The organism is Vagococcus penaei (genome assembly GCF_001998885.1).
Classification (GTDB): Bacteria; Bacillota; Bacilli; order Lactobacillales; family Vagococcaceae; genus Vagococcus; species Vagococcus penaei.
This window is the reverse complement of sequence record NZ_CP019609.1, coordinates 611,947-638,630: the sequence shown is the minus strand read 5'-3', so window position 1 is coordinate 638,630 and position 26,684 is coordinate 611,947. Positions and strand designations below refer to the sequence as shown.

30 protein-coding genes and 2 tRNA genes are annotated in these 26,684 nt (G+C 35.2%); 30 read left to right on the top strand and 2 right to left on the bottom strand.

Going from position 1 to position 26,684, the window contains the following annotated elements; genetic code table 11:
• The first annotated feature begins 16 nt into the window (after positions 1-16).
• From BW732_RS03060 to BW732_RS02975, 18 genes are all read left to right on the top strand, one after another.
• Entirely contained in the window at positions 17-937 is a 921-nt protein-coding gene (locus tag BW732_RS03060) for a F0F1 ATP synthase subunit gamma (protein WP_077276855.1), read from the top strand.
• 18 nt (positions 938-955) lie between these two features.
• Positions 956-2,359, top strand: a complete 1,404-nt coding sequence (atpD, locus tag BW732_RS03055) for a F0F1 ATP synthase subunit beta (protein WP_077275410.1) — start codon at positions 956-958, stop codon at positions 2,357-2,359.
• Between the two features lie 15 nt (positions 2,360-2,374).
• Positions 2,375-2,803 carry a F0F1 ATP synthase subunit epsilon gene (locus tag BW732_RS03050; RefSeq protein WP_077275409.1) on the top strand — a complete coding sequence of 143 codons (429 nt, stop codon included), beginning with the start codon at positions 2,375-2,377 and terminating at the stop codon, positions 2,801-2,803.
• A gap of 76 nt (positions 2,804-2,879) precedes the next feature.
• Positions 2,880-3,119, top strand: coding sequence for a DUF1146 family protein (locus BW732_RS03045; protein ID WP_077275408.1), 240 nt, complete (start codon positions 2,880-2,882; stop codon positions 3,117-3,119).
• A gap of 94 nt (positions 3,120-3,213) precedes the next feature.
• On the top strand, positions 3,214-4,512 hold the full coding sequence (gene murA / locus BW732_RS03040; protein WP_077275407.1) for a UDP-N-acetylglucosamine 1-carboxyvinyltransferase: 1,299 nt from the start codon (positions 3,214-3,216) through the stop codon (positions 4,510-4,512).
• Between the two features lie 24 nt (positions 4,513-4,536).
• Positions 4,537-4,719 (top strand): DNA-directed RNA polymerase subunit beta, encoded by a 183-nt coding sequence (locus tag BW732_RS03035; protein ID WP_077275406.1) that lies wholly within the window; start codon positions 4,537-4,539, stop codon positions 4,717-4,719.
• 68 nt (positions 4,720-4,787) lie between these two features.
• Complete coding sequence (gene yidD / locus BW732_RS03030) at positions 4,788-5,075, top strand: membrane protein insertion efficiency factor YidD (RefSeq protein WP_077275405.1); 288 nt, start codon at positions 4,788-4,790, stop codon at positions 5,073-5,075.
• Between the two features lie 141 nt (positions 5,076-5,216).
• On the top strand, positions 5,217-6,395 hold the full coding sequence (locus BW732_RS03025; protein ID WP_077275404.1) for an ABC transporter substrate-binding protein: 1,179 nt from the start codon (positions 5,217-5,219) through the stop codon (positions 6,393-6,395).
• 87 nt (positions 6,396-6,482) lie between these two features.
• Positions 6,483-7,352 carry a branched-chain amino acid ABC transporter permease gene (locus BW732_RS03020; RefSeq protein ID WP_418369028.1) on the top strand — a complete coding sequence of 290 codons (870 nt, stop codon included), beginning with the start codon at positions 6,483-6,485 and terminating at the stop codon, positions 7,350-7,352.
• 9 nt (positions 7,353-7,361) lie between these two features.
• Positions 7,362-8,330: a branched-chain amino acid ABC transporter permease gene (locus BW732_RS03015; RefSeq protein ID WP_077276854.1), complete on the top strand. Its 969-nt coding sequence runs from the start codon at positions 7,362-7,364 to the stop codon at positions 8,328-8,330.
• The gene (locus BW732_RS03010) at positions 8,308-9,084 is read left to right on the top strand and encodes an ABC transporter ATP-binding protein (RefSeq protein ID WP_077275402.1); all 777 of its coding nucleotides are present in this window, start codon (positions 8,308-8,310) and stop codon (positions 9,082-9,084) included. Before BW732_RS03015 ends, BW732_RS03010 begins: the two co-directional genes overlap by 23 nt.
• Positions 9,078-9,788 (top strand): ABC transporter ATP-binding protein, encoded by a 711-nt coding sequence (locus BW732_RS03005; protein WP_077275401.1) that lies wholly within the window; start codon positions 9,078-9,080, stop codon positions 9,786-9,788. Before BW732_RS03010 ends, BW732_RS03005 begins: the two co-directional genes overlap by 7 nt.
• Before the next feature lie 3 nt (positions 9,789-9,791).
• Positions 9,792-10,448 (top strand): CBS and ACT domain-containing protein, encoded by a 657-nt coding sequence (locus tag BW732_RS03000; protein WP_077275400.1) that lies wholly within the window; start codon positions 9,792-9,794, stop codon positions 10,446-10,448.
• Between the two features lie 100 nt (positions 10,449-10,548).
• Positions 10,549-10,779, top strand: coding sequence for a DUF2969 domain-containing protein (locus tag BW732_RS02995; RefSeq protein WP_161485503.1), 231 nt, complete (start codon positions 10,549-10,551; stop codon positions 10,777-10,779).
• A gap of 102 nt (positions 10,780-10,881) precedes the next feature.
• Positions 10,882-10,962, top strand: a tRNA-Tyr gene (locus tag BW732_RS02990).
• A gap of 6 nt (positions 10,963-10,968) precedes the next feature.
• A tRNA-Gln gene (locus tag BW732_RS02985) sits at positions 10,969-11,040 on the top strand.
• 89 nt (positions 11,041-11,129) lie between these two features.
• The gene (locus BW732_RS02980; protein WP_077275398.1) at positions 11,130-11,309 is read left to right on the top strand and encodes a hypothetical protein; all 180 of its coding nucleotides are present in this window, start codon (positions 11,130-11,132) and stop codon (positions 11,307-11,309) included.
• Positions 11,310-11,492: 183 nt separating this feature from the next.
• Positions 11,493-12,203 carry a GntR family transcriptional regulator gene (locus tag BW732_RS02975; protein WP_077276853.1) on the top strand — a complete coding sequence of 237 codons (711 nt, stop codon included), beginning with the start codon at positions 11,493-11,495 and terminating at the stop codon, positions 12,201-12,203.
• A 48-nt stretch (positions 12,204-12,251) separates the two neighbouring features.
• Here the strand turns inward: BW732_RS02975 and BW732_RS02970 are convergent, their stop codons facing one another.
• Positions 12,252-12,884, bottom strand: coding sequence for a YigZ family protein (locus tag BW732_RS02970; protein ID WP_077275397.1), 633 nt, complete (start codon positions 12,882-12,884; stop codon positions 12,252-12,254).
• 45 nt (positions 12,885-12,929) lie between these two features.
• Between BW732_RS02970 and BW732_RS02965 the strand changes: the two genes are divergently transcribed.
• On the top strand, positions 12,930-13,487 hold the full coding sequence (locus tag BW732_RS02965) for a hypothetical protein (RefSeq protein WP_077275396.1): 558 nt from the start codon (positions 12,930-12,932) through the stop codon (positions 13,485-13,487).
• 37 nt (positions 13,488-13,524) lie between these two features.
• Here BW732_RS02965 and BW732_RS02960 read toward each other — a convergent pair whose 3' ends face one another.
• Complete coding sequence (locus BW732_RS02960) at positions 13,525-14,454, bottom strand: alpha/beta fold hydrolase (protein ID WP_077275395.1); 930 nt, start codon at positions 14,452-14,454, stop codon at positions 13,525-13,527.
• Between the two features lie 108 nt (positions 14,455-14,562).
• On the opposite strand from BW732_RS02960, the gene BW732_RS02955 reads away from it, so the two are divergent.
• The 11 genes from BW732_RS02955 to pstB all read left to right on the top strand — a co-directional run bounded on the left by BW732_RS02955 (position 14,563) and on the right by pstB (position 26,681).
• The gene (locus tag BW732_RS02955; protein WP_161485502.1) at positions 14,563-15,891 is read left to right on the top strand and encodes an ATP-dependent helicase ComFA; all 1,329 of its coding nucleotides are present in this window, start codon (positions 14,563-14,565) and stop codon (positions 15,889-15,891) included.
• A gap of 12 nt (positions 15,892-15,903) precedes the next feature.
• A complete protein-coding gene (locus tag BW732_RS02950; RefSeq protein WP_077275393.1) occupies positions 15,904-16,614 on the top strand; it encodes a ComF family protein in 711 nt (236 codons plus the stop codon).
• A 147-nt stretch (positions 16,615-16,761) separates the two neighbouring features.
• On the top strand, positions 16,762-17,313 hold the full coding sequence (gene hpf, locus BW732_RS02945; RefSeq protein ID WP_077275392.1) for a ribosome hibernation-promoting factor, HPF/YfiA family: 552 nt from the start codon (positions 16,762-16,764) through the stop codon (positions 17,311-17,313).
• Positions 17,314-17,484: 171 nt separating this feature from the next.
• Positions 17,485-20,010, top strand: coding sequence for a preprotein translocase subunit SecA (secA, locus tag BW732_RS02940; RefSeq protein WP_077275391.1), 2,526 nt, complete (start codon positions 17,485-17,487; stop codon positions 20,008-20,010).
• Positions 20,011-20,074: 64 nt separating this feature from the next.
• Positions 20,075-21,173, top strand: a protein-coding gene (gene prfB, locus BW732_RS02935) for a peptide chain release factor 2 (protein WP_126844191.1) whose coding sequence is annotated in 2 segments (ribosomal slippage) — positions 20,075-20,146 and positions 20,148-21,173 — 1,098 coding nt in all. Because the reading frame shifts where the segments join, the coding sequence is not laid out codon by codon here.
• Positions 21,174-21,288: 115 nt separating this feature from the next.
• Positions 21,289-21,975 carry a cell division ATP-binding protein FtsE gene (ftsE, locus tag BW732_RS02930; RefSeq protein WP_077275389.1) on the top strand — a complete coding sequence of 229 codons (687 nt, stop codon included), beginning with the start codon at positions 21,289-21,291 and terminating at the stop codon, positions 21,973-21,975.
• On the top strand, positions 21,968-22,846 hold the full coding sequence (gene ftsX, locus BW732_RS02925) for a permease-like cell division protein FtsX (RefSeq protein ID WP_077275388.1): 879 nt from the start codon (positions 21,968-21,970) through the stop codon (positions 22,844-22,846). Before ftsE ends, ftsX begins: the two co-directional genes overlap by 8 nt.
• Positions 22,847-23,205: 359 nt before the next feature.
• The gene (locus tag BW732_RS02920; protein ID WP_077276852.1) at positions 23,206-24,024 is read left to right on the top strand and encodes a phosphate ABC transporter substrate-binding protein PstS family protein; all 819 of its coding nucleotides are present in this window, start codon (positions 23,206-23,208) and stop codon (positions 24,022-24,024) included.
• 31 nt (positions 24,025-24,055) lie between these two features.
• The gene (pstC, locus tag BW732_RS02915) at positions 24,056-24,976 is read left to right on the top strand and encodes a phosphate ABC transporter permease subunit PstC (RefSeq protein WP_077275387.1); all 921 of its coding nucleotides are present in this window, start codon (positions 24,056-24,058) and stop codon (positions 24,974-24,976) included.
• Entirely contained in the window at positions 24,977-25,861 is an 885-nt protein-coding gene (pstA, locus tag BW732_RS02910) for a phosphate ABC transporter permease PstA (protein ID WP_077275386.1), read from the top strand.
• A 13-nt stretch (positions 25,862-25,874) separates the two neighbouring features.
• Entirely contained in the window at positions 25,875-26,681 is an 807-nt protein-coding gene (gene pstB / locus BW732_RS02905) for a phosphate ABC transporter ATP-binding protein PstB (RefSeq protein ID WP_077275385.1), read from the top strand.
• Positions 26,682-26,684: the final 3 nt, after the last annotated feature.

Below are 26,684 nucleotides of genomic sequence, written 5' to 3'. Positions count from 1 at the left end.
AAAGCGGTGATTGACAATGGGCGGTTCACTTATTGATATTAAAAAGAGAATAGCTTCAACTAAAAAGACCAGTCAGATAACGAGCGCGATGCAAATGGTCGCGGCCTCAAAGTTGACAAAATCTGAACAATCATCCCGACGTTTTCAAGAGTATGCATCGAAAGTTAGATCAATAACAACTCATTTGGCCTCTTCTCAATTAAGAGATATTGAAGGTGCAGATTCATCGAGTTTTGATAATAACAAAATGAAAATGTACAATAAGTTATTAATTGAAAGACCTGTTAAAAAAACAGGCTATATTGTTGTGACATCAGATAAAGGATTAGCTGGCGGATACAATAGTTCGATTATTAAAAAAACTGTTGAGATTTTGAATAAAGATCATGCAGGGCAAGACAACTATGTCTTAATGACAATCGGTTCTAGTGGTGCAGATTTCTTTAAACACCGTAATATGCCAGTAGCTTATGAACTTAGGGGTTTAAGCGATTATCCAAGTTATGATGAGGTACGAAAAATTGTCAATTCAGCGATTCAAATGTATAACAATGAAGTCTTTGATGAATTGTATGTTTGTTACAACCATCACGTCAACACACTATCTTCGGCATTTCGTGCTGAAAAAATGTTGCCAATTACCGATTTAGATGCAAATGAAGCAACTGAGTTTGAACAAGAGTATATTTTAGAACCAAATGAAGAAGCCATCCTAAATACTTTATTACCGCTATATGCGGAAAGTCTAATTTATGGAGCAGTTCTAGATTCTAAAACAGCTGAACATGCAGCTCGTATGACAGCAATGAAGAGTGCCACAGAAAACGCAAGTAGTATAATTGATGATTTAACCATCAAATTCAATCGTGCACGCCAAGCAGCAATTACTGAAGAAATTACAGAAATTGTTGGTGGGGCAGCTGCACTAGAAGAATAACGGGGAGGAAGACGATTAATGAAATTAGGAAAAATAGTCCAAGTAATTGGTCCCGTTGTTGACGTAGCATTTCCGTTAGACCAAACGTTACCTGATATAAATGATGCTTTGGTTGTTTATAAATCAGAAAACAAACAAAAAGTGGTTCTAGAAGTTACGTTAGAACTAGGTGATGGCGTCGTACGTACTATCGCCATGGAATCAACTGATGGACTTCAACGTGGTATGGAAGTTCTTGCCACTGGTGGTCCAATTAGCGTTCCAGTTGGTAACATCACACTAGGCCGAGTATTTAACGTATTGGGTGAACCAATTGATTTAGCTGGTCCGATTAGTGATGATGTTGAGCGACACGGTATTCATACAAAAGCACCAATTTATGAAAATTTAAGTACAAATACTGAAGTTTTAGAAACTGGGATTAAAGTAATTGACTTATTAGCACCTTATCTTAAAGGTGGTAAAGTTGGATTGTTTGGTGGTGCCGGTGTTGGTAAAACGGTACTAATTCAAGAATTAATTCATAATATTGCTCAAGAGCATGGGGGTATTTCTGTGTTTGCGGGTGTTGGTGAACGAACTCGTGAAGGAAACGATTTATACTTTGAAATGAAGGATTCAGGCGTTATCACGAAGACAGCAATGGTATTTGGTCAAATGAACGAACCACCTGGTGCCAGAATGCGTGTTGCATTAACTGGATTAACAATGGCTGAGTATTTCCGTGACCAAGAAAAACAAGATGTTTTATTATTTATTGATAATATTTTCCGTTTTACTCAAGCAGGTTCTGAAGTATCTGCCCTTTTAGGTCGTATGCCGTCAGCCGTAGGTTACCAACCAACTTTAGCGACAGAAATGGGACAATTACAAGAGCGGATTACGTCAACTAAAGATGGATCAATTACCTCAATTCAAGCTATTTATGTACCAGCCGATGACTATACCGATCCGGCTCCGGCAACTGCTTTTGCCCATTTAGACGCGACGACTAACTTAGAACGTCACCTAGCTGAGCAAGGTATTTATCCTGCTGTCGATCCATTAGCTTCATCTTCTAGTGCTTTAGAACCAAGTATCGTCGGTGAAGAGCATTATAAAGTTGCAACGGAAGTTCAACATTTACTGCAACGTTATAAAGAATTACAAGATATTATCGCTATCTTAGGGATGGATGAGTTATCTGATAATGAAAAAGTAATTGTTGGTCGAGCAAGAAGAGTACAATTCTTCTTGTCACAAAACTTTAATGTTGCAGAACAATTTACTGGTCAACCAGGTAGCTATGTACCATTAAGAGAAACAGTTAAAGGTTTTAGAGAAATACTAGATGGTAAATATGATGACTTACCTGAAGATGCTTTCCGAAATGTTGGTCGCATTGAAGAAGTTATTGAAAAATCAGGTAAATCTGGATATTAATAAGGAGAGATGACAATGAGTTCTTTCGTAGTTAATATCGTCACGCCAAGTGGTGTTGTGTATGACCATGAGGCAAAATTTCTTGTTGCAAATACAACAAATGGATCTTTGGGTGTTTTACCCAACCATGCTCCCTTAATAGCTCCATTAAAAATCGATGCCATTAGAATTGATTTATCAGATACAGAAGGTAACAAATCTGATTGGGTTGCCGTTAATGGTGGAATTATTGAGATTCGAGATAACGTTGTATCCGTTCTTGCCAATAGTGCTGAGACAGAAGAAAGCATTGATGTCACACGTGCTGAAATGGCTAAAAAGCGAGCAGAAGAAAAAATTGCTTTAGCTAAAGAACGTAAAGACGAGTCGATTGATATGGATCGGGCAGAAGTTGCTTTACACCGTGCCATTAATCGCTTAAATGTAGCAAACAAAAGAAAATAAATAAAAGGTAAAGGATAATTTATTGTCCTTTACCTTTTTGTTCTAAAGTGAATCTAGAAAGGTGTGCAACTTAGCTATGGAAGTATATGGTGTTGATACCCTTGTCCGTTTTTTTAGCCATTTGGCTTTCATTTATCTAGCTTTTTGGAGTTTACAATCTCTAAGACTTGATATGATTTTTAAAAAAGGTCAACATTATGAGCGACAAATTAAGATGTTTTATGTATTTCTTTCAATCGTATTAGGTTATACATCAAGTTCATTCTTTTTAGAAGTAATGTATTTAATGAGAAACTTATTTAATAGCATTGGTTAAAATGAGAAAAGTGGTGTTATGATTCCATTTGACTTCTATCCATGATATAATAATCTAGGTTTACTTTATTCCTTATATTTTTGGAGGGAGACAAATGGATTATATCATTGTTCGTGAAACAAAATCTTTAAACGGACAAGTGAAAATTGAAGGGGCAAAAAATGCAATTTTACCTATTTTAGCGGGGGCTTTATTAGCTGAAACGGGTACGGTTACTATTGATAATGCGCCTATTTTATCTGATGTATTTATGATGAATAATGTCATTAAATATTTAAACACTGATATCAATTTTGATGAGTCGAAGAATACAATTACGATTGATGCAACTAAACAATTAAATGTAGAAGCTCCATTCGAGTATGTGTCGCAGATGAGAGCGTCCATCGTTGTAATGGGACCGTTATTAGCAAGAAATGGACATGCTAAAGTGGCAATGCCAGGTGGCTGCGCGATTGGTAAACGACCAATTGATTTACACCTTAAAGGGTTTCAAGCATTAGGAGCGGAGATTAATCAAGAAAATGGTTATATCGAAGCACGTGCCGATAAACTAAAAGGTGCAAGAATTTATTTAGATTTTCCTAGTGTTGGTGCGACTCAAAACATTATGATGGCAGCTGTTAAAGCCGAAGGAACAACAATCATTGAGAATGTTGCGCGCGAGCCAGAAATTGTTGATTTAGCGATGTTTTTAAACAAAATGGGAGCTAAAATCACAGGTGCTGGTACGGAAACAATCCGAATTGAAGGTGTTGAATCACTTCATGGTACTGAACATTCAGTTGTACAAGATCGGATTGAAGCAGGTACGTTTATGGTGGCAGCAGCTTTAACTAAAGGCAATATCCTAATTAAGGATGCTATTTTAGAACATAATAAGCCATTAATTTCTAAATTATCAGAAATGGGTACAAAGATTGTCGAAGAATCTGGAGGTATCCGCGTAATCGGGCCAAATAAATTAAAGGCAACGGATATTAAAACGTTACCTCATCCTGGTTTTCCAACAGATATGCAAGCTCAAATGAGTGTCTTAATGACTTTAGCTGAAGGCTCAAGTATTTTAACTGAAACTGTTTTTGAGAATCGCTTCCAACATCTAGAGGAAATGAAACGAATGGGTGCAAACTTTATGGTGTCTGGTAATGTTGCACGTATTGACGGTGTTACTGGTTTTCAGGGTGCCGAAGTGTCAGCAACAGATTTACGTGCGGCAGCAGCATTAATTTTGGCTGGCTTACGTGCAAAAGGCTTAACTAAAGTCACTCATCTTGACTATTTGGACCGAGGTTATTATGATTTTCATAATAAACTAGCCAAATTAGGTGCTAATATTGAACGTATTTCTGATGAAAAAGTTACTAGCGATGCAGTTGTGACGGTTAGTTAAAATTAGTCAAAGGAGCGTGAATGAATGGATATAACAAGAAAAAGACTGCTAACTCAAGTTTCACTAGTTTTGTTAGCAATTCTAGTATTAGTAATTTTATTTTTTGTTGGTATCTTTATTGGCTTTGTCGTTATAGGCAAAGGAGCGCCTTCTGATGCATTTAATTCAACTAATTGGCATCAAATAATTGAAATAATCAAACAGTAGATAAGCTAGTTGTCTACTGTTTATTTTTATCTAGCGATTGATAGTATTAAAAAGGGTGGTTTTATTAAGTGTTTAAAAAATTGTTTATTTTACCTGTACGATTTTATCAAAAATTTATTTCGCCGCTATTACCGAAAAGTTGTCGCTATTATCCAACTTGTTCACAATATATGATTGATGCAATTAATTATCATGGCGTAGTCAAAGGTACAGCCATGGGGACATCAAGAATTCTGAGATGTCACCCATTTGTTAAGGGTGGTATTGATTATGTACCTAAGAAGTTTTCTTTGAAACGTAATTTAGATGAAACGTATCCCGGTCCATATAAAAAAATGAAAAAAGCAAACAACTAATTAAGCATTAAGCTAAAAATAGTTGTTTGTTTTTTTAATTTTGAATGTTTTAAATTTTCTGACAATTTACATTGACATTGGATAATAATTAGATTATATTAATAAACAACTCATAATAAACAAATTGGTGGAGGTATAAAAATGAAAAAATTGACTGGGATTTTGTTTGCAAGTTTATTAATGCTAACGGCTTGTGGTGGTACGCCTGGTGGTGGGCAAAAAACTTCTGGTAGTGAATCTGCTAAAAATCAACAAACGGTTAAAATTGGATTAAACTTAGAATTGTCTGGGGCCGTAGCAGGTTATGGTAATCAAGAAAAAGAAGGTGCCGAGTTAGCTGCAGAAGAGATTAATAAGACAGGCGGTATTAATGGTAAGAAAATAGAGCTTATTGTAAAAGATAATAAAACTGATACTGCAGAAGCAGCCGTAGTTGCTTCCAATTTAACGACTAAAGAAAATGTTGTAGCAATCATTGGACCAGCGACATCTGGAGCGACTAAAGCAGTGATTCCAAATACAACAAAAGCTAAAGTTCCAACTATTACGCCTTCAGGAACAGATGATTCAATTACTTTGATGAATGGTAAGGTACAAGATTATGTGTTTAGGACAGGCTTCCAAGACTCATTTCAAGGTGTTATCTTGGCAAACTACGCTCAGGATAATTTAAAGGCTAAAAAAGCAGTTATTATTGGTGATGTTTCAAGTGATTATGCAAAAGGATTAACTAAAGCCTTTAAAGATACATATCAAGGAGATATTGTAGCTGATGAAAAATTCAATCAAAAAGATAAAGATTTTAAGGCTATTTTAACAAAAATCAAAGATAAAGATTTTGATGTCATTTATCTGCCTGGTTATTATGAAGAAGCTGGCTTAATTATTAAACAAGCACGTGAAATGGGGATTGAGCAACCAATCCTTGGTGGCGATGGTTTTTCTGATGAAAAGTTAGTGGATATCGCCGGGGCTAAGAATATGACGAATATCTATTATACGGCACATTTTTCTGAGCAAGCACCAAGTTCAGAAAAAGTGGATGCGTTTATCAAAGAATTTAAAACTAAGTATGGAAAATCACCAAGTTCATTTAGTGCATTAGCTTATGATTCAGTTTACATGGTAAAAGCTGCATTGGAGGAAGCTGGTGAGAGTGACAGTCAAAAATTAACTGATGCTTTAGCAAGTTTAACTGATTTTGAGGGTGTTACAGGCAAAATGACAATGGATGAAAATCATAATCCTAAAAAACCAGTTGTCGTTATTGGTATTGAGGATGGTAAGCAAACGTCTGCCGAGGTTGTACAACCAAATTAATCGGTAACGAGATAAGTTTATTAGTTGTACTTATCTCGTTTTCTTATATAAGATTGTCAAAAATAGAAAGGGCGTTTGACTATGGACATGATGCAACAATTAGTAAATGGTTTATCTTTAGGTAGTATTTACGCTTTGCTAGCGTTAGGTTACACAATGGTTTACGGTATCATTAAATTAATTAATTTTGCACATGGCGAAATATATATGATTGGCGCGTTTATTGGTTATTATGTGACGAGTAAATTAAATCTAGGTCTCATCCCCGCATTATTGATTGCAATGAGTGGTTGTGCACTTCTGGGAGTTTTAATTGAATTTTTAGCCTATCGACCACTGCGTAAATCAACAAGAATTGCTGCACTTATTACAGCGATAGGTGTGTCATTTCTATTACAGTCATTGATGATTTATTTTATTGGTGCGGAGACACGACCATTTCCACAAATTATCGAAAATACTGTTTATGAGTTAGGTTTGTTTACAATTAATAAAATTCAAATCATTATTTTAGTGACCACTTTTATTTTGATGATTTTATTACAAGTGATTGTCAAAAAAACAAAAATGGGGAAAGCTATGCGAGCAGTTAGTGTAGATCCTGATGCGGCACAATTAATGGGGATTAATGTGAATCACACTATTTCATTTACTTTTGCATTAGGCTCAGCATTGGCTGGAGCAGCAGGTGTATTGATTGGTTTGTACTATAATAGTATTGATCCAATGATGGGAGTCTCGCCTGGGCTTAAAGCATTTATTGCTGCTGTATTTGGTGGAATTGGTATTATTCCTGGAGCAGCACTTGGAGGTATTGCAATTGGGATTATAGAGACCTTTGTTAGTGCAGTAGGTTTAACTGCTTATCGTGATGCGGTTGTATATGCTATTTTGATTATTATTTTACTTGTGAAACCAGCTGGACTGCTTGGTAAGCACGTTAAAGAGAAAGTGTAGGTGATCCATGTGAAGAAAAAATTAAAAGTTAATAGTGCTTGGGCTGGTGTCATGGTGCTAGGATTTATCTTGCTATCGGTTACTTACTCAACTGGACTGATGTCACCTGTTATCGAAACTACGTTAGTTTTAATCGGAATTAATATTATTTTAGCAGTAGGATTAAATTTAGTAATTGGATTTTCAGGTCAATTTTCACTAGGTCATGCTGGATTTATGGCGGTTGGAGCCTATGCGACGGCTATTTTCTCATTAAAAATACCTACAATTGTTGGGTTTGCATTGGGTATGTTAGTTGGTGTCTTATTGGCTGGATTAATTGCTTTAGTTGTAGGCATCCCAACTCTACGTTTATCTGGAGATTACTTAGCAATTGCAACATTAGGTGTTGCTGAGATTATCCGAATTTTAATCATGAATTTAGATGGTTTAACGAATGGACCAGCTGGACTTTTTGGCATTACGCCATTTGTTAATTGGTCAATGGTTTATATTTTTGTCTGTCTAACGACATTAGTAACAACAAATTATATTTATAGTGCTGCTGGACGTGCCACGCTGTCAGTTCGTGAGAATGAAATTGCGGCTGAGTCGATGGGGGTAAATACTACAAAGTATAAAGTTATTGCTTTTATGATTGGTGCGATGACAGCAGCTTTAGCAGGTGGTTTATACACAAGTTATTTTCAAACAATTGTACCGGATAATTTTAATTTTATGAAATCAATTGATATTCTAATTATCGTAGTATTCGGTGGTGTTGGTAGTATAACAGGGACATTTGTTGCAGCATTAGTTCTAGGTTTTTTAAATATGTTTCTACAAGATGCAGGAACAATCAGGATGATTATATATGCATTAGCATTAATTATTATTATGATTTTTAAACCAACAGGACTTTTAGGTAAACATGAATTATCTTTTAAGAAACTTTTTGGTAAAGGAGGCCACCATCATGTCTCTACTGACGGTAAATAATTTAACTAAACATTTTGGTGGATTAACAGCAGTATCAAATGTTAATTTGGTTTTAGACAAGCAAGAATTAGTCGGATTGATTGGGCCAAATGGGGCTGGTAAAACCACACTGTTTAATTTATTAACAGGCGTATATACACCTTCAGAAGGTGAAGTATTAATTGAAGAAGCTAGTCAAGCAATTTGTTTAAATGGTAAAAAACCTTATAAAATTGCTGATTTAGGAATCAGTCGAACGTTCCAAAATATTCGTTTGTTCAAAGAGTTAAGTGTCCTTGACAATGTATTAATTGCCTTGAATACCAAACAAAATGAAGGAGTTTTGTCAGGAATATTGCGGTTGCCAAGTTTTTTTAAAGCCGAAGAGAAGATGAAGGAAAAAGCATTAGACTTATTGGCGATTTTTGATTTAGAAAATAAAGCACAGGATTTAGCTAAAAATTTATCCTACGGTGAACAGCGACGATTAGAAATTGTTCGAGCATTAGGAACAAAACCAAAACTACTATTTCTAGATGAACCAGCAGCTGGAATGAATCCACAAGAGACAGCTGAATTAACTGAACTCATAAAAAAAATTCAAAAGGAATTTGAATTAACGATATTATTAATTGAGCATGATATGTCCTTAGTTATGGACGTTTGTGAACGAATCTATGTATTAGAATATGGACAAATCATTGCAGAAGGTGTCCCAGAGGCAATTAAAATGAATCCGCGAGTAATTAAAGCATATTTGGGTGGTGAATTATAATGTTGACAGTCGATAATCTATCGGTACACTATGGCATGATTCAGGCGGTTAAAGAAGTCTCGTTTGAGGTGAATCAAGGTGAAATTGTTAGTTTGATTGGGGCAAATGGTGCAGGGAAGACCACTATTTTACGAACAATTTCAGGCTTAGTTAAATCGAGTCATGGCAGTCTTCAATTTATGGGACAAGAGCTGAAAAAAGAGTCACCTTCTAAGATTGTTGGTAGAGGATTGGTTCAGGTGCCTGAAGGCCGGCATGTTTTTTCAGGTATGACTGTGCTTGAGAACTTAACTTTAGGTGGTTTTTTATATAGTGATAAAAAAGCGAGTCAAGCTATTTTAAAGATGGTATTTGACAGGTTTCCTATTTTAGCTGAGCGTCAAAATCAGGATGCAGCAACATTGTCTGGTGGAGAGCAACAAATGCTTGCAATGGGCCGTGCCTTAATGTCCCGTCCGAAGTTGTTATTATTAGATGAGCCTTCGATGGGATTAGCACCAATCTTTATTCGAGAAATTTTTTCTATCATTCAAGAAATTAATCGTCAGGGAACGACTGTATTATTGATTGAGCAGAATGCTAAGATGGCTTTGAGTATTGCTGATCGTGGTTATGTGTTAGAAACAGGCAAGGTTGTATTAGAAGGAACTGGTGAAGAATTATTGCATAGTCCTGATGTTCAGAAAGCTTATTTAGGAGGGTAATAAATGTTAGTTAAAGATACTATGTCGACCAATTTAATTACAATAGAGCCGACAATTAAAATTTTTGATGCTGTTGATTTAATGCGTCAACATGAGATTCATCGTTTGCCTGTAGTTGAAAATAATCGCTTAATTGGTTTGTTAACAGAGGGAACAATTCAAGAAGCAATGCCATCTAAGGCAACAAGTTTAAGTGTGTATGAAATGAACTATTTATTGAATAAAACGACGGCTGCAGATGTAATGATTACAGATGTTGCAACGATTTCTGAGACTTGTTTATTAGAAGATGCTATTTATCAAATGCGTACTAATAATGTTGGTGTTCTACCTGTTATCAATGAACAAAAAGATTTAGTTGGTATCATCACGAATAATGATATTTTTGACGCTTTTCTAGAGCTTACTGGGTACTACGAAGCAGGGACAAGAATTGCTATTAAAATTGAGAATGATCACAATGGTGTTTTGGCAAAAGTGACGGCAATCTTAGCTGAACACGATATAAGTATTATTCAAGTTGTTGTTTATCGAAAAAACCAAGCACCTACGATTGTTTTTCAAACGACAGCGACGGATGAAACAGCTCTGCGACAATTAATTGAAAGTCATGGTTATGTTGTTGAATCATCATTTGAAACAAGCCATAAAAATAGGTAAAAAGATGCTACGGGCATCTTTTTATTTGTTTTCAGACTTAACAAATTGTTTAAATTATGATATTCTCAGTTAGGATTGATAAGAGAGGATGAAATGTACGATGAAAAAAAATAAATCTGTGGAAGTTGAATTAAATGAAGTGACTGTCCAAAGAAACGGTGAGATGGTAACAATTTATCAATTAACATCTGGAAAAACAGTGATTGGTGAGATTACTGAGTTATCAGAAAATAAATTTCAAGTATCTAGTGGAACGTCATTTAATTTATTTACAAAAAGTATTGATTCTGGTTGTGAAGAATTATTACGTTATTGGAATTTAACAAATTAAAAAAAGTTTAAATTTTTTTAATTAAAAGGTCTTGATTTTTTTTGAGATATTGGGTATTATATTTAAGTCGGGTTGATACGACAGTTATACAACCTTGATTTTGGAGGGATAGCGAAGTGGCTAAACGCGGCGGACTGTAAATCCGCTCCTTCGGGTTCGGCAGTTCGAATCTGCCTCCCTCCATATAATTGGGCTATAGCCAAGCGGTAAGGCAACGGACTTTGACTCCGTCACTCGTTGGTTCGAATCCAGCTAGCCCAGTATTGACCACATCTGATTTGAGATGTGGTTTTTTTTATGTGATGGTATGTTAAAATTAAGGTACTTATAATAGATTGGAGTGATGACAAATGATGCAAGATACGACAATAAAATTAAGAGATCAATTAGTTCATTATACTGGTGTAGTTAAAGAAGCGACGAATTTTGATAATTTAAAAGCGAATGGTGTATTAGTTAAACCGCATAAACTTAATTTGTTAAAAAACGGAAAGAAAAATGCTCGTAAGTGGCGTGCTAAGTTATATTAAACCAATCAGCTACAGCAAGGCCATTGGCTTTGATTGATAAATAGTTAGACAAAATAAAAGAGACTGGCAAAAATTGTCAGTCTCTTTTATTGCTTTATGACAAAATTGCGAAAGTTTCTTGTAGCTTATGTCTATACCAGTTATAATGAGTATTAGAAACTTATGGAAAAGGTCGTGTTAGACATGGTAGCAGCTAAATTACCAGTATATATACAGATTCATGATCAGATTAAACAAGAAATTCACGAGGGTAAATGGAAAATAGGTGATCGTTTGCCATCAGAAAGAGAACTGTCTGAAACGTTCAATGTAAGTCGTATGACGTTGAGACAAGCGATTCAAACATTGGCTGATGAAGGGATTTTGGAAAGAAAAGTTGGCTCGGGAACTTATGTGGCACGTAAAAAGGTTCAAGAGACAATGTTAGGGACAACTAGTTTTTCTGATATTGTCCGGTCACAAGGTAGTGTACCGTCTAGTAAAACTTTATCTTATTTTGTGACTAAACCAAGTTCAAGTGAGATGGAACAATTAAACTTGGCTGAAGATACGACGATTATTAAGATGGAACGTATTCGTTATGCTGATGATGTGCCAATTTGTTTTGAAGTGGCGAGTATTCCTTATGATTTAATTTCATCCTATGATAAGCAAGAGGTAACAAAGTCGTTATATCATGTTTTAGCTGAAAAAGAACATAAAAAAATTGGGAAATCGGCTCAAACGATTTCAGCATTGGTAGCTTCGGAGCGTATTGCAGACTATTTAGATATTAAAAAAGGTGATGCAGTATTGCGTTTGAGACAAGTATCTTATTTTGAAGACGACACACCATTTGAATATGTCCGTAGCGTATACGTTGGTGAACGTTTTGAATTTTATTTAGAAAAATAATCGAAAGCTTTAAAGACTAGTATAGTAAACAGTCTTTAAGGCTTTCAGTTAAATCGGTCGTTCCATATAAGTTACTGATCCAAAAGTAATGACGCATTGATTGTTGAGTAGATTGATCAAATTCTCTTTGAAGGTTTGTTTATCTGCTTCATCTACCATAGCAATGACACAAACCTTGTCAGTAAATGATGTGTCTTTGACCGTAATAGTTTGTTGCTGTAAGTAGTAGTCTAATTTATTGTGAGTCGCATAATCAACCTCTATATGGACTTCTTGTTGTAACTTACCAACGACTAAACCAATATGAGCAATTGCTTCTGAGACAGACTGACTATAGGCGCGAATTAAGCCACCAGCTCCAAGTTTTGTACCACCAAAGTATCGAGTGACAACGGCTAAGACATTATGAAGTTGCTTAACTTTTAAGACTTCTAACATTGGGACGCCTGCTGTTCCGCTTGGTTCTCCATCGTCACTTGAGCGTTGAATGTCTTGATTATCACCAATCACAAATGCTGAGCAGTTGTGATTAGCTTTCCAATGTTCTTTTTTTATTGAAGCGATGATTTCTTTTGCGTCTTCTTCCGATTGAATTCGGTATAGTGAACAGATAAATTGCGATTTCTTGATGTCGATGGTATGTGAACCATTTTGTTTAATTGTATAATATGTAGATAACATAGTTAAAACCTCTCCAATCAAATTTTTTTAATAAGGAGTCATTGTATGAAAGTTCAGTTAAAGATGATGCTATTATTATTAGTTGCTGCGACATTACTAGGTGGTTGCTCAACAGCTAAAAAATTAACAGCAAAGGAAGAGCCAACTAAGCCAAATGAAGCGTTAATGTATACGTTAGATTTTGATGAACATCAGTACCGGTTTCGTTTGTTAAATGGGTGGATTAAGTTCCCAGATAAAGATTCAAAGATTGCTTTTTTAGTTGCAAATAAAGATAAAAAGAGCTTTATGACAGCAGGATTTGAACCTGTGGAAAAGCAATCATTAGAAGATTATCAAAAAGAATTTGTTAAAAAATTACTAGCTAGTCAAGGAAAGATAACGGTTGAACCGGTTAAACGAGAATTAAATGATTTGCCAGCCTTTTATCTGGGTTTTACCTTAAAAGATGCCAAAGATCGTACACTAACGTATCGGACATACTTAATCCAAACAGATGATTATTTTATTAATCTAGCAGCTTGGACTAGTGACTCAGAACCCTCTAAAGAATTACTTGAGGAACTTGATACGATGCTAGGAACATTCGAACAATTAAATTAAGCAAGTCACCTCCAGTTTGTGAGGATGACTTGCTTTTTTAGTTTAATCGAGATGTACACCAATCATAAATGTCATACATAATGTCTTCTTTTTCAGTTTCATTAAGTAGTTCATGGCGGAGATCGCTATACAGCCGTAGCGTCACATCTGTAAAATAGTTATCACTTAGTTCAAGTGCGACTTTACGTGGCCCCTTACCATAATTACCAACAGGATCTTGCTCACCACTAATGATTAAAAATGGTAAGTCACGTCGAATTGGGTTAAACCAGTTCTTTTTCGTGGCTTCAATGGATAAATCAGCTAAGGTGAAGAAACCATTATTCGTAAAGATAAATCCAGCTTTTGAGTCATTATCATAATTTGTGACATTTTCTTCATTTTTTGAGAGCCAAGCCATAGCAGATTGTGGTTTTTTAATTTTTTTATTGAAAGAGCCAAATAATAGTTTATGAATAGCGGGATTAACGGTTTTAGGCGACAATGTATTTAAACCTTTTAATAAATTTTTTGCGACTTTTAATTCTTTGCGATAGGTTGCTGTTCCCATCAATACTGCTCCAGCAACTTCATCACTGTACAATTTTAAGTAATTCCTTACAACAAATGATCCCATGCTATGTCCTAGAATAAAAATGGGAATATCAGGCCATCTTTTTTTTATGTAGTTGGTCATTTGATAAGTATCATTAATCAAATGCTGACTACTATCTTTTTCAGAAAAAAAGCCGTATTGTGGTGCTTCAAAATCAATTGAATCACCATGTCCTAAATGGTCGTGGCCAATGACTAAAAAATTGTGCATCGCTAAAAATTGAGCAAATTCATCATAGCGTTCAATATATTCTGCCATACCGTGGACAATTTGAAAAATTGCACGGGGCATTTTTGTTGTATCAGCTTGCCAAATAATACCATTTAAGTCGATTGTTTGATCAGATGATTCAATCACAAAATATTTTTTCATAGGATACACCCTCTCGATAAGTCATAATAATCTATCTCACATTATAGTCTATTTTAAGAGATACAACTAGTTATTCGCGTATATTATTTTAAAATGGAGCTGATTTATTTGAAGGAATTCATCAAATATTTAATGGGACGACGCTTATTAAAGAGTGAAATACCCCGAGAGTATTGGATCTACTTAACTACAGAGAACGTCAAACGCTATGATGGAATGAAGATAGCATCTCAACAGATTACTTGTACTCGTTGTGGTACAACGTATTTCAAGCAAGAGGTAAAAATAGAAAATCAATTAGAAGCATTTTATTATTGTCCCGAATGTCTGGTTATGGGACGAGTAACTAATCGGAATGGACTGTACACTTTAAAGGAACGTTTATTACCATCAGTTAGTTACCAACATTCAGTTAGTTTGACATGGTCCGGCAGATTGACAGTTCACCAAAAGGAAATTGCTAATCAACTAGTGAGATGTTATCGCAAAAAACGTTCTGTCCATTTGGTTCATGCTGTAACAGGTGCTGGGAAAACAGAAATGCTTTTTTTAGTTATTAAACGTGCACTAGCTGATGGTAAAAAAGTAGGGTTAGCATCACCGCGTGTAGATGTCTGTCTAGAATTATTTCCACGTCTAAAAAAGGCATTTCCAAATGAAACGATAACGTTATTGTATGGTGGACAAGATGAGCTCTACGTTTGGTCACAATTTGTTATTTGTACGACGCATCAATTGTTGCGTTTTTATCGTACTTTTGACTTGTTAATTGTTGATGAAATTGATGCTTTTCCTTATGCTGACAATCTAATGCTAGAATATGGTACGCGTCAAGCATTAAAAAAACATGGCTTGCTTATATTTTTGACAGCGACACCTTCTAAAAAGCTCCTCGCTCAGTTAACTGAAAAAGAAATCAGCTATTTACCTAAAAGATATCATGGCTATCCCTTACCAGAGCCAAAGTTAGTTTGGGTCTACCAGTTAAAAAGTAAGCTATCACGAGGAACGATACCCAATCCAGTTAAGACGATTTTGTCTCATCAGAAGCGACAACTTTTAATTTTTTTTCCAAGTATTGCTCTAATGATTAAAAATTATCGTCATTTGCAAAAATTGTATCGTTACAAAAAAATTGCGATGGTTCATGCACAGTCACCAAATCGTGAGGAATTAGTCACGGCTATGCGACAGCAAAAGATAGATTGGTTACTAACAACGACCATTTTAGAACGAGGGGTCACATTTCCTAAAATTGATGTCATGATTATGTTAGCTAACCACCGTGTTTATACTACGGCAAGTCTCGTTCAAATTGCTGGTCGTGTTGGTCGTGTACCAAATTATCCGACTGGTAACGTTTATTTCGTTCATGATGGTATTAGTTTGACGATGAAACAGGCACAGTCGTTAATTGAAAAGATGAATAGAGAGTAGAGGTGGATTAAATTGGAATGTCGTCTATGTCATCAAAAACTGTTAATTACATTATCTGTTAAAATACTTTTTGTGCCACAAGTTATTTTATCAGATTACTTATGTACCTCATGTCGTGAAACATTTTCAAGGATTGATGAGTCGCTAGATAAACGATGCCATAATTGTTGTAAATTAATGACTAGACAGCAAACAGGAGGGATTTGTCAAGATTGTCTAGAATGGCAAAAAATTGAGCCTAAAAAATGTCTACATCATCAAGCGTTGTTTGATTATAATAATGAGATGAAGGATTTTTTTAAGCAATTCAAATTTCATGGTAATTATCGGTTAGCGGATACATTTGCATTAACTTTTCGTGATTATCTGAAACCAATGCGACAAAAGCATCAGTTAATTGTACCAATTCCTTTAGCTGATAATAGGCTACGACAGCGAGGTTTTAATCAAGTGGAAGCTATGCTACAAGCAAGTCAACTACCATATTGTTCATTATTAACTAAAGAAGATACCACACAAGCCCAATCAGAAAAAACACGTTATGAACGACTATTAACGAAACAATCCTTTAGCGTTAAAAAAAAGTATTTTAAAACTATTAGGCATCAATCAATTATCTTGATTGACGATATTTATACCACAGGTAAGACTCTGCGTTTAGCGAGGGATTGTTTATTACAACAAGGTGTAAAAACAGTTTCTTCGGTATCGCTTGCAAGGTAAATGAAGATAAAACGTATTTTATTTAGAAGTTGTTTGTCATTTGTTCATTAATTAGGTATAATATAAGTAAGAAGAGATGGAGGAAAGAGTGGTCCTTCTTCTACTCTCTTTCATAAGTATATTGGTTCGACGAAAGGGGCAATTAGTATGTTTAGATATAATGTGCGCGGAGAAAACATTGAGGTTACTCAAGCAATCAGAGAGTATGTTGAAAAGAAAATCGGTAAAATTGAAAAATATTTTACAAATGTTCCAGATGCAACAGCTCATGTTAACTTAAAGGTTTACTCTGATAAAACAGCCAAAGTAGAGGTCACAATTCCTTTACCATATATTGTATTACGTGCTGAGGAAACGTCACCAGATTTATATGCAAGTATTGATTTGGTTGTAGATAAATTAGAACGTCAAATTAGAAAATATAAAACTAAAATCAATCGAAAATCTAGACAAAAATCTGAAACTATTGCACCGACGACAGTTTTTAGCACAGAAGTTGAAACAACAACTGAAGAGCCAGATTTAGAAATTGTTCGTACAAAACGTTTGTCATTAAAACCTATGGACAGTGAAGAAGCAGTATTACAAATGAATATGTTAGGTCATAATTTCTTCATCTTTGAAGATGCGGAAACAAATGGTACAAGTATTGTTTATCGTCGTAAAGACGGTAAATATGGCTTAATCGAAACTAATTAATGATTTAGCATTAGTCTAACCTCATGAGTATAATCATGAGGTTTTTTTTGAAAAAATAACTTTTTTTAATATGAGGTTTAAATTTCGAGCGACTAATGCTAAAATATGTAGGATGACCTCAAACTATACAAAAAATACAAGATTACTTATGAGAGGGTAGGATTTAATTCAATGGCTAATTTTTTAAAGAATTTAATTGAGAATGATAAAAAAGAGTTAAAAAGACTTGGACATATTGCGGATAAAATTGACACTTTTGCTGAAAAGATGTCGACACTTAGCGATGAGGAATTACAAGCAAAGACAGATGAGTTTCGCGGACGTTATAAAAAAGGAGAAACTTTAGACGAGTTGTTACCAGAAGCTTTTGCTGTGGTACGTGAAGCAGCAAAACGCGTTCTTGGTTTATTCCCTTACAAAGTCCAATTAATGGGTGGGATTGTTTTACATGATGGAAACATTCCAGAGATGAAAACTGGTGAGGGGAAGACCTTAACAGCGACAATGCCCGTTTATTTAAATGCTTTATCTGGTGAAGGCGTACACGTTGTAACAGTTAATGAGTACTTATCAACACGTGATGCAAGCGAGATGGGTGAATTGTATAATTTTCTTGGTCTGACAGTTGGTCTGAATTTAAATTCAAAAACAGCTGAAGAAAAACGTGAAGCATACGCATGTGATATTACTTATTCGACAAATAATGAACTTGGTTTTGACTATTTACGTGATAACATGGTTGTTTATCGTAACCAAATGGTCCAACGTCCACTGAATTTTGCAGTAGTCGATGAAGTCGATTCAATTTTAATTGATGAAGCAAGAACTCCATTAATTATTTCTGGACAAGCTGAAAAATCAACAGCGATGTATAACCGTGCGGATAACTTCATTAAAACATTAATTGCAGATGAAGATTATAAGATTGATGTGCAATCCAAAACAATCTCATTAACTGAAGCCGGTATTACCAAAGCTGAAAAACATTTTAATTTAGATAATTTATATGATATTACTAATACATCATTAACTCACTATTTAGATCAATCATTGCGTGCTAATTATATTATGATTAAAGATATTGACTATGTGGTTCAAGAAGGAAAAGTCCTAATCGTCGACCAATTTACTGGACGTATTATGGATGGTCGTCGCTATTCTGATGGTTTGCACCAAGCAATTGAAGCTAAAGAAGGCGTTGAGATTGAAGATGAAACAAAAACCCTAGCGAATATTACGTTCCAAAACTACTTCAGAATGTATAAAAAATTATCTGGTATGACTGGTACTGCAAAAACGGAAGAAGAAGAATTTAGAGAAATTTACAATATGCAAGTTATTCAAATTCCGACAAACCGTGAGATTGCTCGTATTGATAATCAAGATTTGTTGTACCCAACATTAACAAGTAAATTTAAAGCAGTAGTTAAAGATATTAAAGCTCGCCATGAGTTGGGTCAACCAATTCTAGTGGGGACAGTTGCTGTTGAAACTTCTGAATTATTATCTCAGATGTTAAATGAAGCAAACGTACCACATGAAGTATTAAATGCGAAAAACCACTTTAAAGAAGCGGAAATCATTATGAATGCTGGTCAAATGGGTTCAGTAACAATTGCAACCAACATGGCTGGTCGTGGGACGGATATTCGTCTAGGCTACGGAGTTAAAGAAGTAGGTGGTTTATGCGTTATTGGTACTGAGCGCCATGAGTCACGTCGTATTGATAATCAGTTGCGAGGTCGTGCTGGTCGTCAAGGTGACCCAGGTGAAACACAATTTTATCTATCATTGGAAGATGACTTAATGAAACGTTTTGGTTCTGAACGAATCAAAGTCTTTTTAGAACGTATGAATTTAGAAGAAGAAGATGCAGTTATTCAAAGTAAAATGTTGACCAAACAAGTTGAAGGCGCACAAAAACGTGTTGAGGGAAATAACTATGATACACGTAAAAATGTCTTACAATATGATGACGTGATGCGTGAGCAACGTGAAGTTATTTATCGCCAACGTTATCAAGTGATTACAGCGGAAGAAGATTTAACATCTGTATTGCTTGGTATGGTTGAGCGGACGATTGAACGCTACGTTGAAAGTCATACACAAGGTGAGAAAAAAGATTGGAACCTTGAAGGGTTAGTCGATTTTGTTGGATCAGCTATTACACATGAAGATGCTATTTCTAAGGATGATTTAGAAAATCGGACTGCCGATGAATTAAAAGCTTTCATCTTTACAAAAGCAAAAGAAATCTATGAGGAAAAAGTTGCAGTAATTGATAGTCCAGAGCAATTACTTGAATTCCAAAAAGTCGTTATTTTACGAGTTGTGGATATGAAATGGACAGATCACATTGATGCAATGGATCAATTGAGAGAATCAATTGGTTTGCGTGCCTATGGTCAAAATAATCCATTAGTTGATTACCAAACAGAAGGTTACCAAATGTTTATTGATATGGTTGGCTCAATTGAATACGAAGTGACTCGTCTCTTTATGAAAGCTGAAATGCGTCAAAATGTTCAACGTGAGCAAGTTGCCAAAGGTGAGCCTGTTCAACCTAATGAGCAAGATCATGTATCTAGTAGTGAAAAACAACAACCGATTCACGTTGATAAGCCTGTTGGACGAAATGATTTATGTCCATGTGGTAGCGGGAAAAAATATAAAAATTGTCATGGTAAACCAGTATAAAATGTCATGCGACTTGGGCTTGTCTAAGTCGCTTTTCATTTTTTTATAAGGAGGATAATTTGTCATGGAATTACATGAAATTAAAAGTAGCCTAGAAAATTTTTCTGAAAAAATTATTAACTTCAGGGGGTCTCTTTGACTTAGAGAATCTAGAAGAACAAGTTGCAGAAGCAGATTATCATATGGGGGAACCTGGATTTTGGGATGATTCTGAAAAAGCACAAGCCTTTATTGATGAAACCAATCAGATTAAAGCACAGTATGAGACATTTAAAAAAATTGAATCAACTTATGATGACTTAGTCGTTTTATATGAACTTGTCGCAGAAGAAAATGATTCTGAGATGTTTTCTGAGCTAGTTCAAGAGGTTAAGGCCTTTCAATTAACGTTAGATCAATATGAGTTAAGTCAACTTTTAAGTGAACCCTACGATAAGAATAATGCGATTATTGAGCTACATCCTGGTGCCGGTGGAACGGAGTCTCAAGACTGGGGTAGTATGTTACTTAGAATGTATACACGATGGGCAGAAAATAAAGGTTTTAGTGTCGAAATGCTTGATTATTTAGCTGGTGATGAGGCTGGAATTAAAAGTGTGACGCTATTAATTAAAGGGTTCAATGCTTATGGTTACTTGAAATCAGAAAAAGGTGTTCATCGTCTTGTCAGAATTTCACCTTTTGACTCAAATAGTCGTCGTCACACGTCATTTTGTTCAGTTGATGTGATGCCGGAGTTAACAGATAATATTGATGTTGAGATTAAGTCAGACGATTTAAAAATTGATACGTATCGTGCCAGTGGTGCAGGTGGCCAACATATCAATAAAACAGAATCTGCAGTTAGAATTACACATATACCAACTGGTGTTGTTGTTGCGAGTCAAGCACAACGTTCACAACTAAAAAATAGAGAGCAAGCCATGGGGATGCTAAAAGCTAAACTCTATCAATTAGAAATTGAAAAAAAAGAACAAGAAGCAGCTGAAATTCGTGGCGAGCAATTAGAAATTGGCTGGGGCTCACAAATTAGGTCGTATGTCTTCCACCCTTATTCAATGGTTAAAGACCACCGAACAAATTATGAAGTCGGTAATACTCAGCCAGTCATGGATGGAGATATTGATGGCTTCATTGACGCTTATCTTCGTTTGAAACTGTAAAATTAGTCTTATTTTGACATCAAAATGTAACGCAGAATTAGCAAAATCATGATAAACTCATGTTATACTGAATACAGCCAAAAGCTGGAATAAACTAGTCGGGGAGAATATATACATGATTGAAATGCAAAGAGTAACCAAAAAATATTCAAATGGTACGACTGCTTTAAGAAATGTATCAATTAATATTAATCAGGGCGAATTTGTTTATGTTGTAGGTCCTAGTGGTGCTGGTAAATCAACATTTATCAAACTGATGTATCGTGAAGAAAGGGCGACAAAAGGTACATTGAATGTTTGTGGATATGATTTATTAACAATTAAGAATCGCAATATACCTTATTTACGCCGTGAAATTGGAATTGTTTTCCAGGATTATAAATTATTGACACATAAAACGGTCTATGAAAATGTGGCTTATGCGATGCAAGTTATTGGTAAGAAACCACGTGAGGTAAAAAAACGTGTCATGGAAGTCTTGGATTTAGTCGGTCTAAAACATAAAGTTCGTGTGTTTCCAAGCGAGTTATCTGGTGGTGAGCAACAACGGGTTGCTATTGCGCGTGCCATTGTGAACACACCAAAAGTTTTAATTGCTGATGAACCAACCGGTAACTTAGACCCAGAAAATTCTTGGGAAATTATGGAGTTGTTAGATCGTATTAATGCTCAAGGGACAACTATTGTTATGGCAACTCATAATAGTATGATTGTAAATACGATTCGTCACCGTGTTTTAGCGATTGAAAATGGTCGCATTACACGAGACCAAGATGAGGGGGATTACGGGTACGATGATTAGAAATTTCTTTAGACACATCGGTAGCGCGTTAAAAAACTTAAAACGTAATGGTTGGATGACAATTGCATCCGTTAGTGCGGTTACTGTCACATTAACATTATTGGGCATTTTCTTAGGTGTAATTATGAATATTAGCAAAATTGCTGATGACATTAAAGATAATGTGGATGTTTCAGTTTTTGTTGAGATTGGAACAAATGAAGAAGATACTAAAAAATTAGGTGAAGAACTAAGTCAGATATCAGACGTGGATAAAGTGACTTTTTCAAGTAAACACAATGAGTACAAAAAATTAACTGATCGATTAGGTGACACATTTAAATTGTTTGATGGTGACGATAATCCATTATATGATGTATATGTCCTAACACCTAAAAATACGGAGTCAATCCAAAAAATTCAAAAAGCAGCAGCAGAATTACCAAATGTTGATAAAGCCGACTACGGTGGAAAAAATTCAGAAAAAATCTTTAATTTATCTAAGAATGTTAAACTGTGGGGTGGTATTGCTGCAGGATTCTTGTTAATCGTTGCGATTTTCTTAATTTCTAATACCATTCGAATGACCATTATTTCTCGAAAACGTGAAATTCAAATTATGCGTTTAGTTGGTGCTAGAAATGGCTATATTCGTTGGCCATTTTTCCTTGAAGGAGCCTTCATAGGTGTTTTAGGTTCAATTGTTCCAATTTTACTTATTTCATTTGGTTATTCTCAAGTCTATATCATGTTTGTCAAAAATATGGTTACCTATCAGTTAATCAGTCCAACACAACTAGTCCTGCAAGTTAATGCGATTATTTTAGTCGTTGGGGTAGTTATTGGTTCAGTTGGTTCTGTGTTCTCGATGAGACGATTTTTAAGAATTTAACTTTTGTAAAAAATAATAAATTAAGCAAACCTCTAAAGACACTAATAAAATATGCGTAACAAACATTAGCTTTATATGGTGATTGTTGTGTCAGATACTAAGCTCTGAGCAAAGCTGATAATCAGTTTTGTTCAGAGCTTTTGCTATATAAAATTGTCTTTTTCAATAATTTCGTTAGTTTATGATTAAAAATGGGAAACTATTGTAAAATGATTGTAAAAATACTTGATTTTTTCTTTCTTAAACTATATGTTTAGTTTGGGAACTTTAGCTGATAGTGAATATTTGTAAATTATATGTAAAAATAACTAGGGGGTACACCTGTGAAAAATGTAGTAAAAAGTTTAACGCTATTAGGGATGTCAGTACTTTTTGTTGGTTGTGGTAAAGTAGATAATGGGGAGTCAATCAATGCGGTTGGTTCATCAGCTATGCAACCATTAGTCGAGGCGGCTGGCGAACAATACAGTAGTCAACATTTGGGTAAATTTATTAATGTCCAAGGTGGTGGTAGCGGTACTGGATTAAGTCAAGTTCAATCTGGAGCTGTTGAAATTGGTAATTCTGATTTATTTGCTGAAGAAAAATCTGGTATTGACAGTAAAGAATTAGTTGACCATCAGGTAGCAGTTGTCGGCTTAACACCTATTGTTAATAAAGAAGTTGGCGTTAAAGATATTTCAATGGATAATTTGAAAAAAATTTTTACTGGAGAAATTACTAATTGGAAAGAAGTTGGTGGGAAGGACTTACCAGTTGTTCTAATCAATCGTGCTGCTGGAAGTGGTAGTCGTTATACCTTTGAGCAATGGGTACTTAAAGGAGCAGATGCTAAACGGTCACAAGATCAAGAGTCGACAGGTATGGTAAGACAAATTGTTAGCACTACACCTGGTGCAATTAGTTACGTGGCATTCTCTTACGTGACAAAAGACGTTGCAATCTTAACAATTGATGGAGTAAAACCAACCGAAGAGAATGTTATGACTAATCAATGGATTATTTGGTCATATGAACACATGTATACTAAAGGGGAACCCAAAGGCTTAACAAAAGATTTCTTAGCCTATATGGTATCTGACGAGGTTCAAAATGATATTGTTCCTCAGCTAGGCTATATTCCAGTTTCTAAGATGCAAGTTGCAAGAGATGCACAAGGTAATATTATCAAAAATTAAACTATCCTAACATTTATAGGGGGCAATACAGTTGGAAGAAATTCAGAAAAAGTTGTTAAAAAAATCAAAGAAAGCGAAACTAGAACAATTTGGTAAAACAATTAGTTTTCTTGCTATTCTATTAATTGTTGCAGTCGTAGTCGCAATCTTCTATTTTGTTGCTAGTAAGGGTCTAGCGACTTTCTTTACAGATAAAGTAAATGTTTTTGATTTTATTTTCGGTAAAGAATGGAATCCTAGTTCAACAGGTGAAAATGGTCAACCACTAGTTGGGGCATTACCGATGTTAACTGGATCTTTTGTCGTTACTCTCTTATCAGCTTTGATTGCTACACCATTTGCTATTGGGGCAGCAGTCTTTATGACAGAAATTTCACCTAAATTAGGGACTAAAATTTTACAACCAGTTATTGAATTATTAGTTGGTATCCCATCTGTTGTTTATGGATTTATTGGACTTTCAGTAATTGTACCTGCTGTTCGAAATGTATTTGGCGGATCTGGTTTTGGTATCCTAGCCGGAACATTTGTTCTTTTCGTTATGATTTTACCAACAGTAACGTCAATGACAGTTGATGCATTAAAATCCGTTCCAAGACATTATCGTGAGGCCTCATTGGCTTTAGGTGCTACAAGATGGCAAACAATTTATAAGGTTGTTTTAAGAGCAGCTGTTCCTGGTATTTTAACCGCAGTTGTTTTCGGAATGGCACGTGCATTTGGTGAAGCCTTAGCTATTCAAATGGTTATTGGTAATGCATCATTAATGCCACATAACCTGATTACCCCAGCGTCAACTTTAACAAGTGTTCTAACGATGGGAATTGGTAATACTATTATGGGGACACTTGAAAATAATGTGTTATGGTCACTTGCACTATTGTTATTATTGATGTCACTATTCTTTAATGTTATTACACGCTTAATTGGGAAAAAGGGGGCACTAAAATAAATGAATGCCAAAAAAGCTGACAAGTTAGCAACAGGTGTACTGTACACGATTGCGGGAATTATCATTGCAATTTTAGCTAGTTTAATTTTATATATTTTAGTTCGTGGAGTACCACATATTTCTTGGAATTTTTTAACTAAGCCATCAAAAAGTTTTCAAGCTGGTGGTGGAATAGGAATTCAATTATTTAACTCATTTTATTTATTAATTATTACGATGTTAATTAGTGTTCCAATTTCGTTGGGTGCGGGTATTTATTTATCCGAATACGCGCGAAAAAACTGGTTAACAGATGTCGTTCGAACTGCGATTGAAGTGTTGAGTTCATTACCCTCAGTTGTAGTAGGTCTCTTTGGTTTCTTGATTTTTGTTATTCAGGCTGGATTTGGGTTTTCAATTATTTCCGGTGCATTAGCACTAACTTTCTTCAATTTACCACTATTGACACGTAATGTAGAAGAATCGTTGAAAGCAGTCCATTTTACACAACGTGAAGCCGGTTTAGCACTAGGATTATCACGTTGGGAAACTGTGACACGTGTTGTCATTCCTGAAGCATTACCTGGTATTTTAACCGGTGTTATTTTAGGTGCTGGACGTATTTTTGGTGAAGCAGCAGCCTTAATTTATACAGCCGGTCAAAGTGCTCCAGCACTCGATTTCTCTAATTGGAATCCGTTAAGTATTTCTAGTCCATTAAATATCTTTAGGCAGGCTGAAACACTAGCAGTCCATATTTGGAAAGTTAATAGTGAAGGTAATATGCCAGACGGTGCCCAAGTATCTGCAGGCGCGTCTGCGGTATTAATTATTGCTGTATTGCTATTTAATTTCTTAGCACGTTTTATTGGTAAGAAACTTCATAAGAAAATTACATCAGCTTAGGTAGGTAAGGAAAATGACAAAATATAATTTAGATGAGACACATATCACCCGATTTGACTCGCATCAGGAAATAGCTTTAGAAACAGAAGATGTTCATGTCTGGTATGGTGATAATGAAGCAATTAAAGGTGTATCCTTAGAGTTTGAAAAGAATAAAATCACTTCATTAATTGGGCCATCAGGCTGTGGAAAATCAACCTATTTAAGGTCATTGAATCGTATGAATGATGAGATAGCCAATACAAAGGTTACCGGTAAAATCATTTATGCTGACACCGATGTTAACTCACCAGCGATTGATGTTTTTGAAATGCGTAAACATATAGGTATGGTTTTTCAACGACCCAATCCGTTTAGTAAATCTATTTATGATAATATTACTTTTGCCTTAAGGCGTCATGGTTTGAAGGACAAAAAACAATTAGATGAAATTGTTGAAACTAGTTTAAAACAAGCAGCGTTATGGGAACAGGTAAAAGATCAATTAAATAAAAGTGCGTTAGCATTATCTGGTGGTCAACAGCAGCGTTTATGTATTGCGCGAGCTATTGCAATGAAACCTGATATATTGTTGCTCGATGAGCCAGCAAGTGCTTTAGATCCAATCTCAACAAGTAAGGTAGAAGAAACGTTAGTTAACTTGAAGGAAAACTATACGATTGTCATCGTGACACATAATATGCAACAGGCTTCGAGAATTAGTGATTATACGGCATTTTTCTATATGGGTAAAGTGATGGAATATGACAAGACAAGAAAAATATTTACAAGACCAAAAATTCAAGCGACTGATGACTATGTATCAGGTCACTTTGGTTAAGGA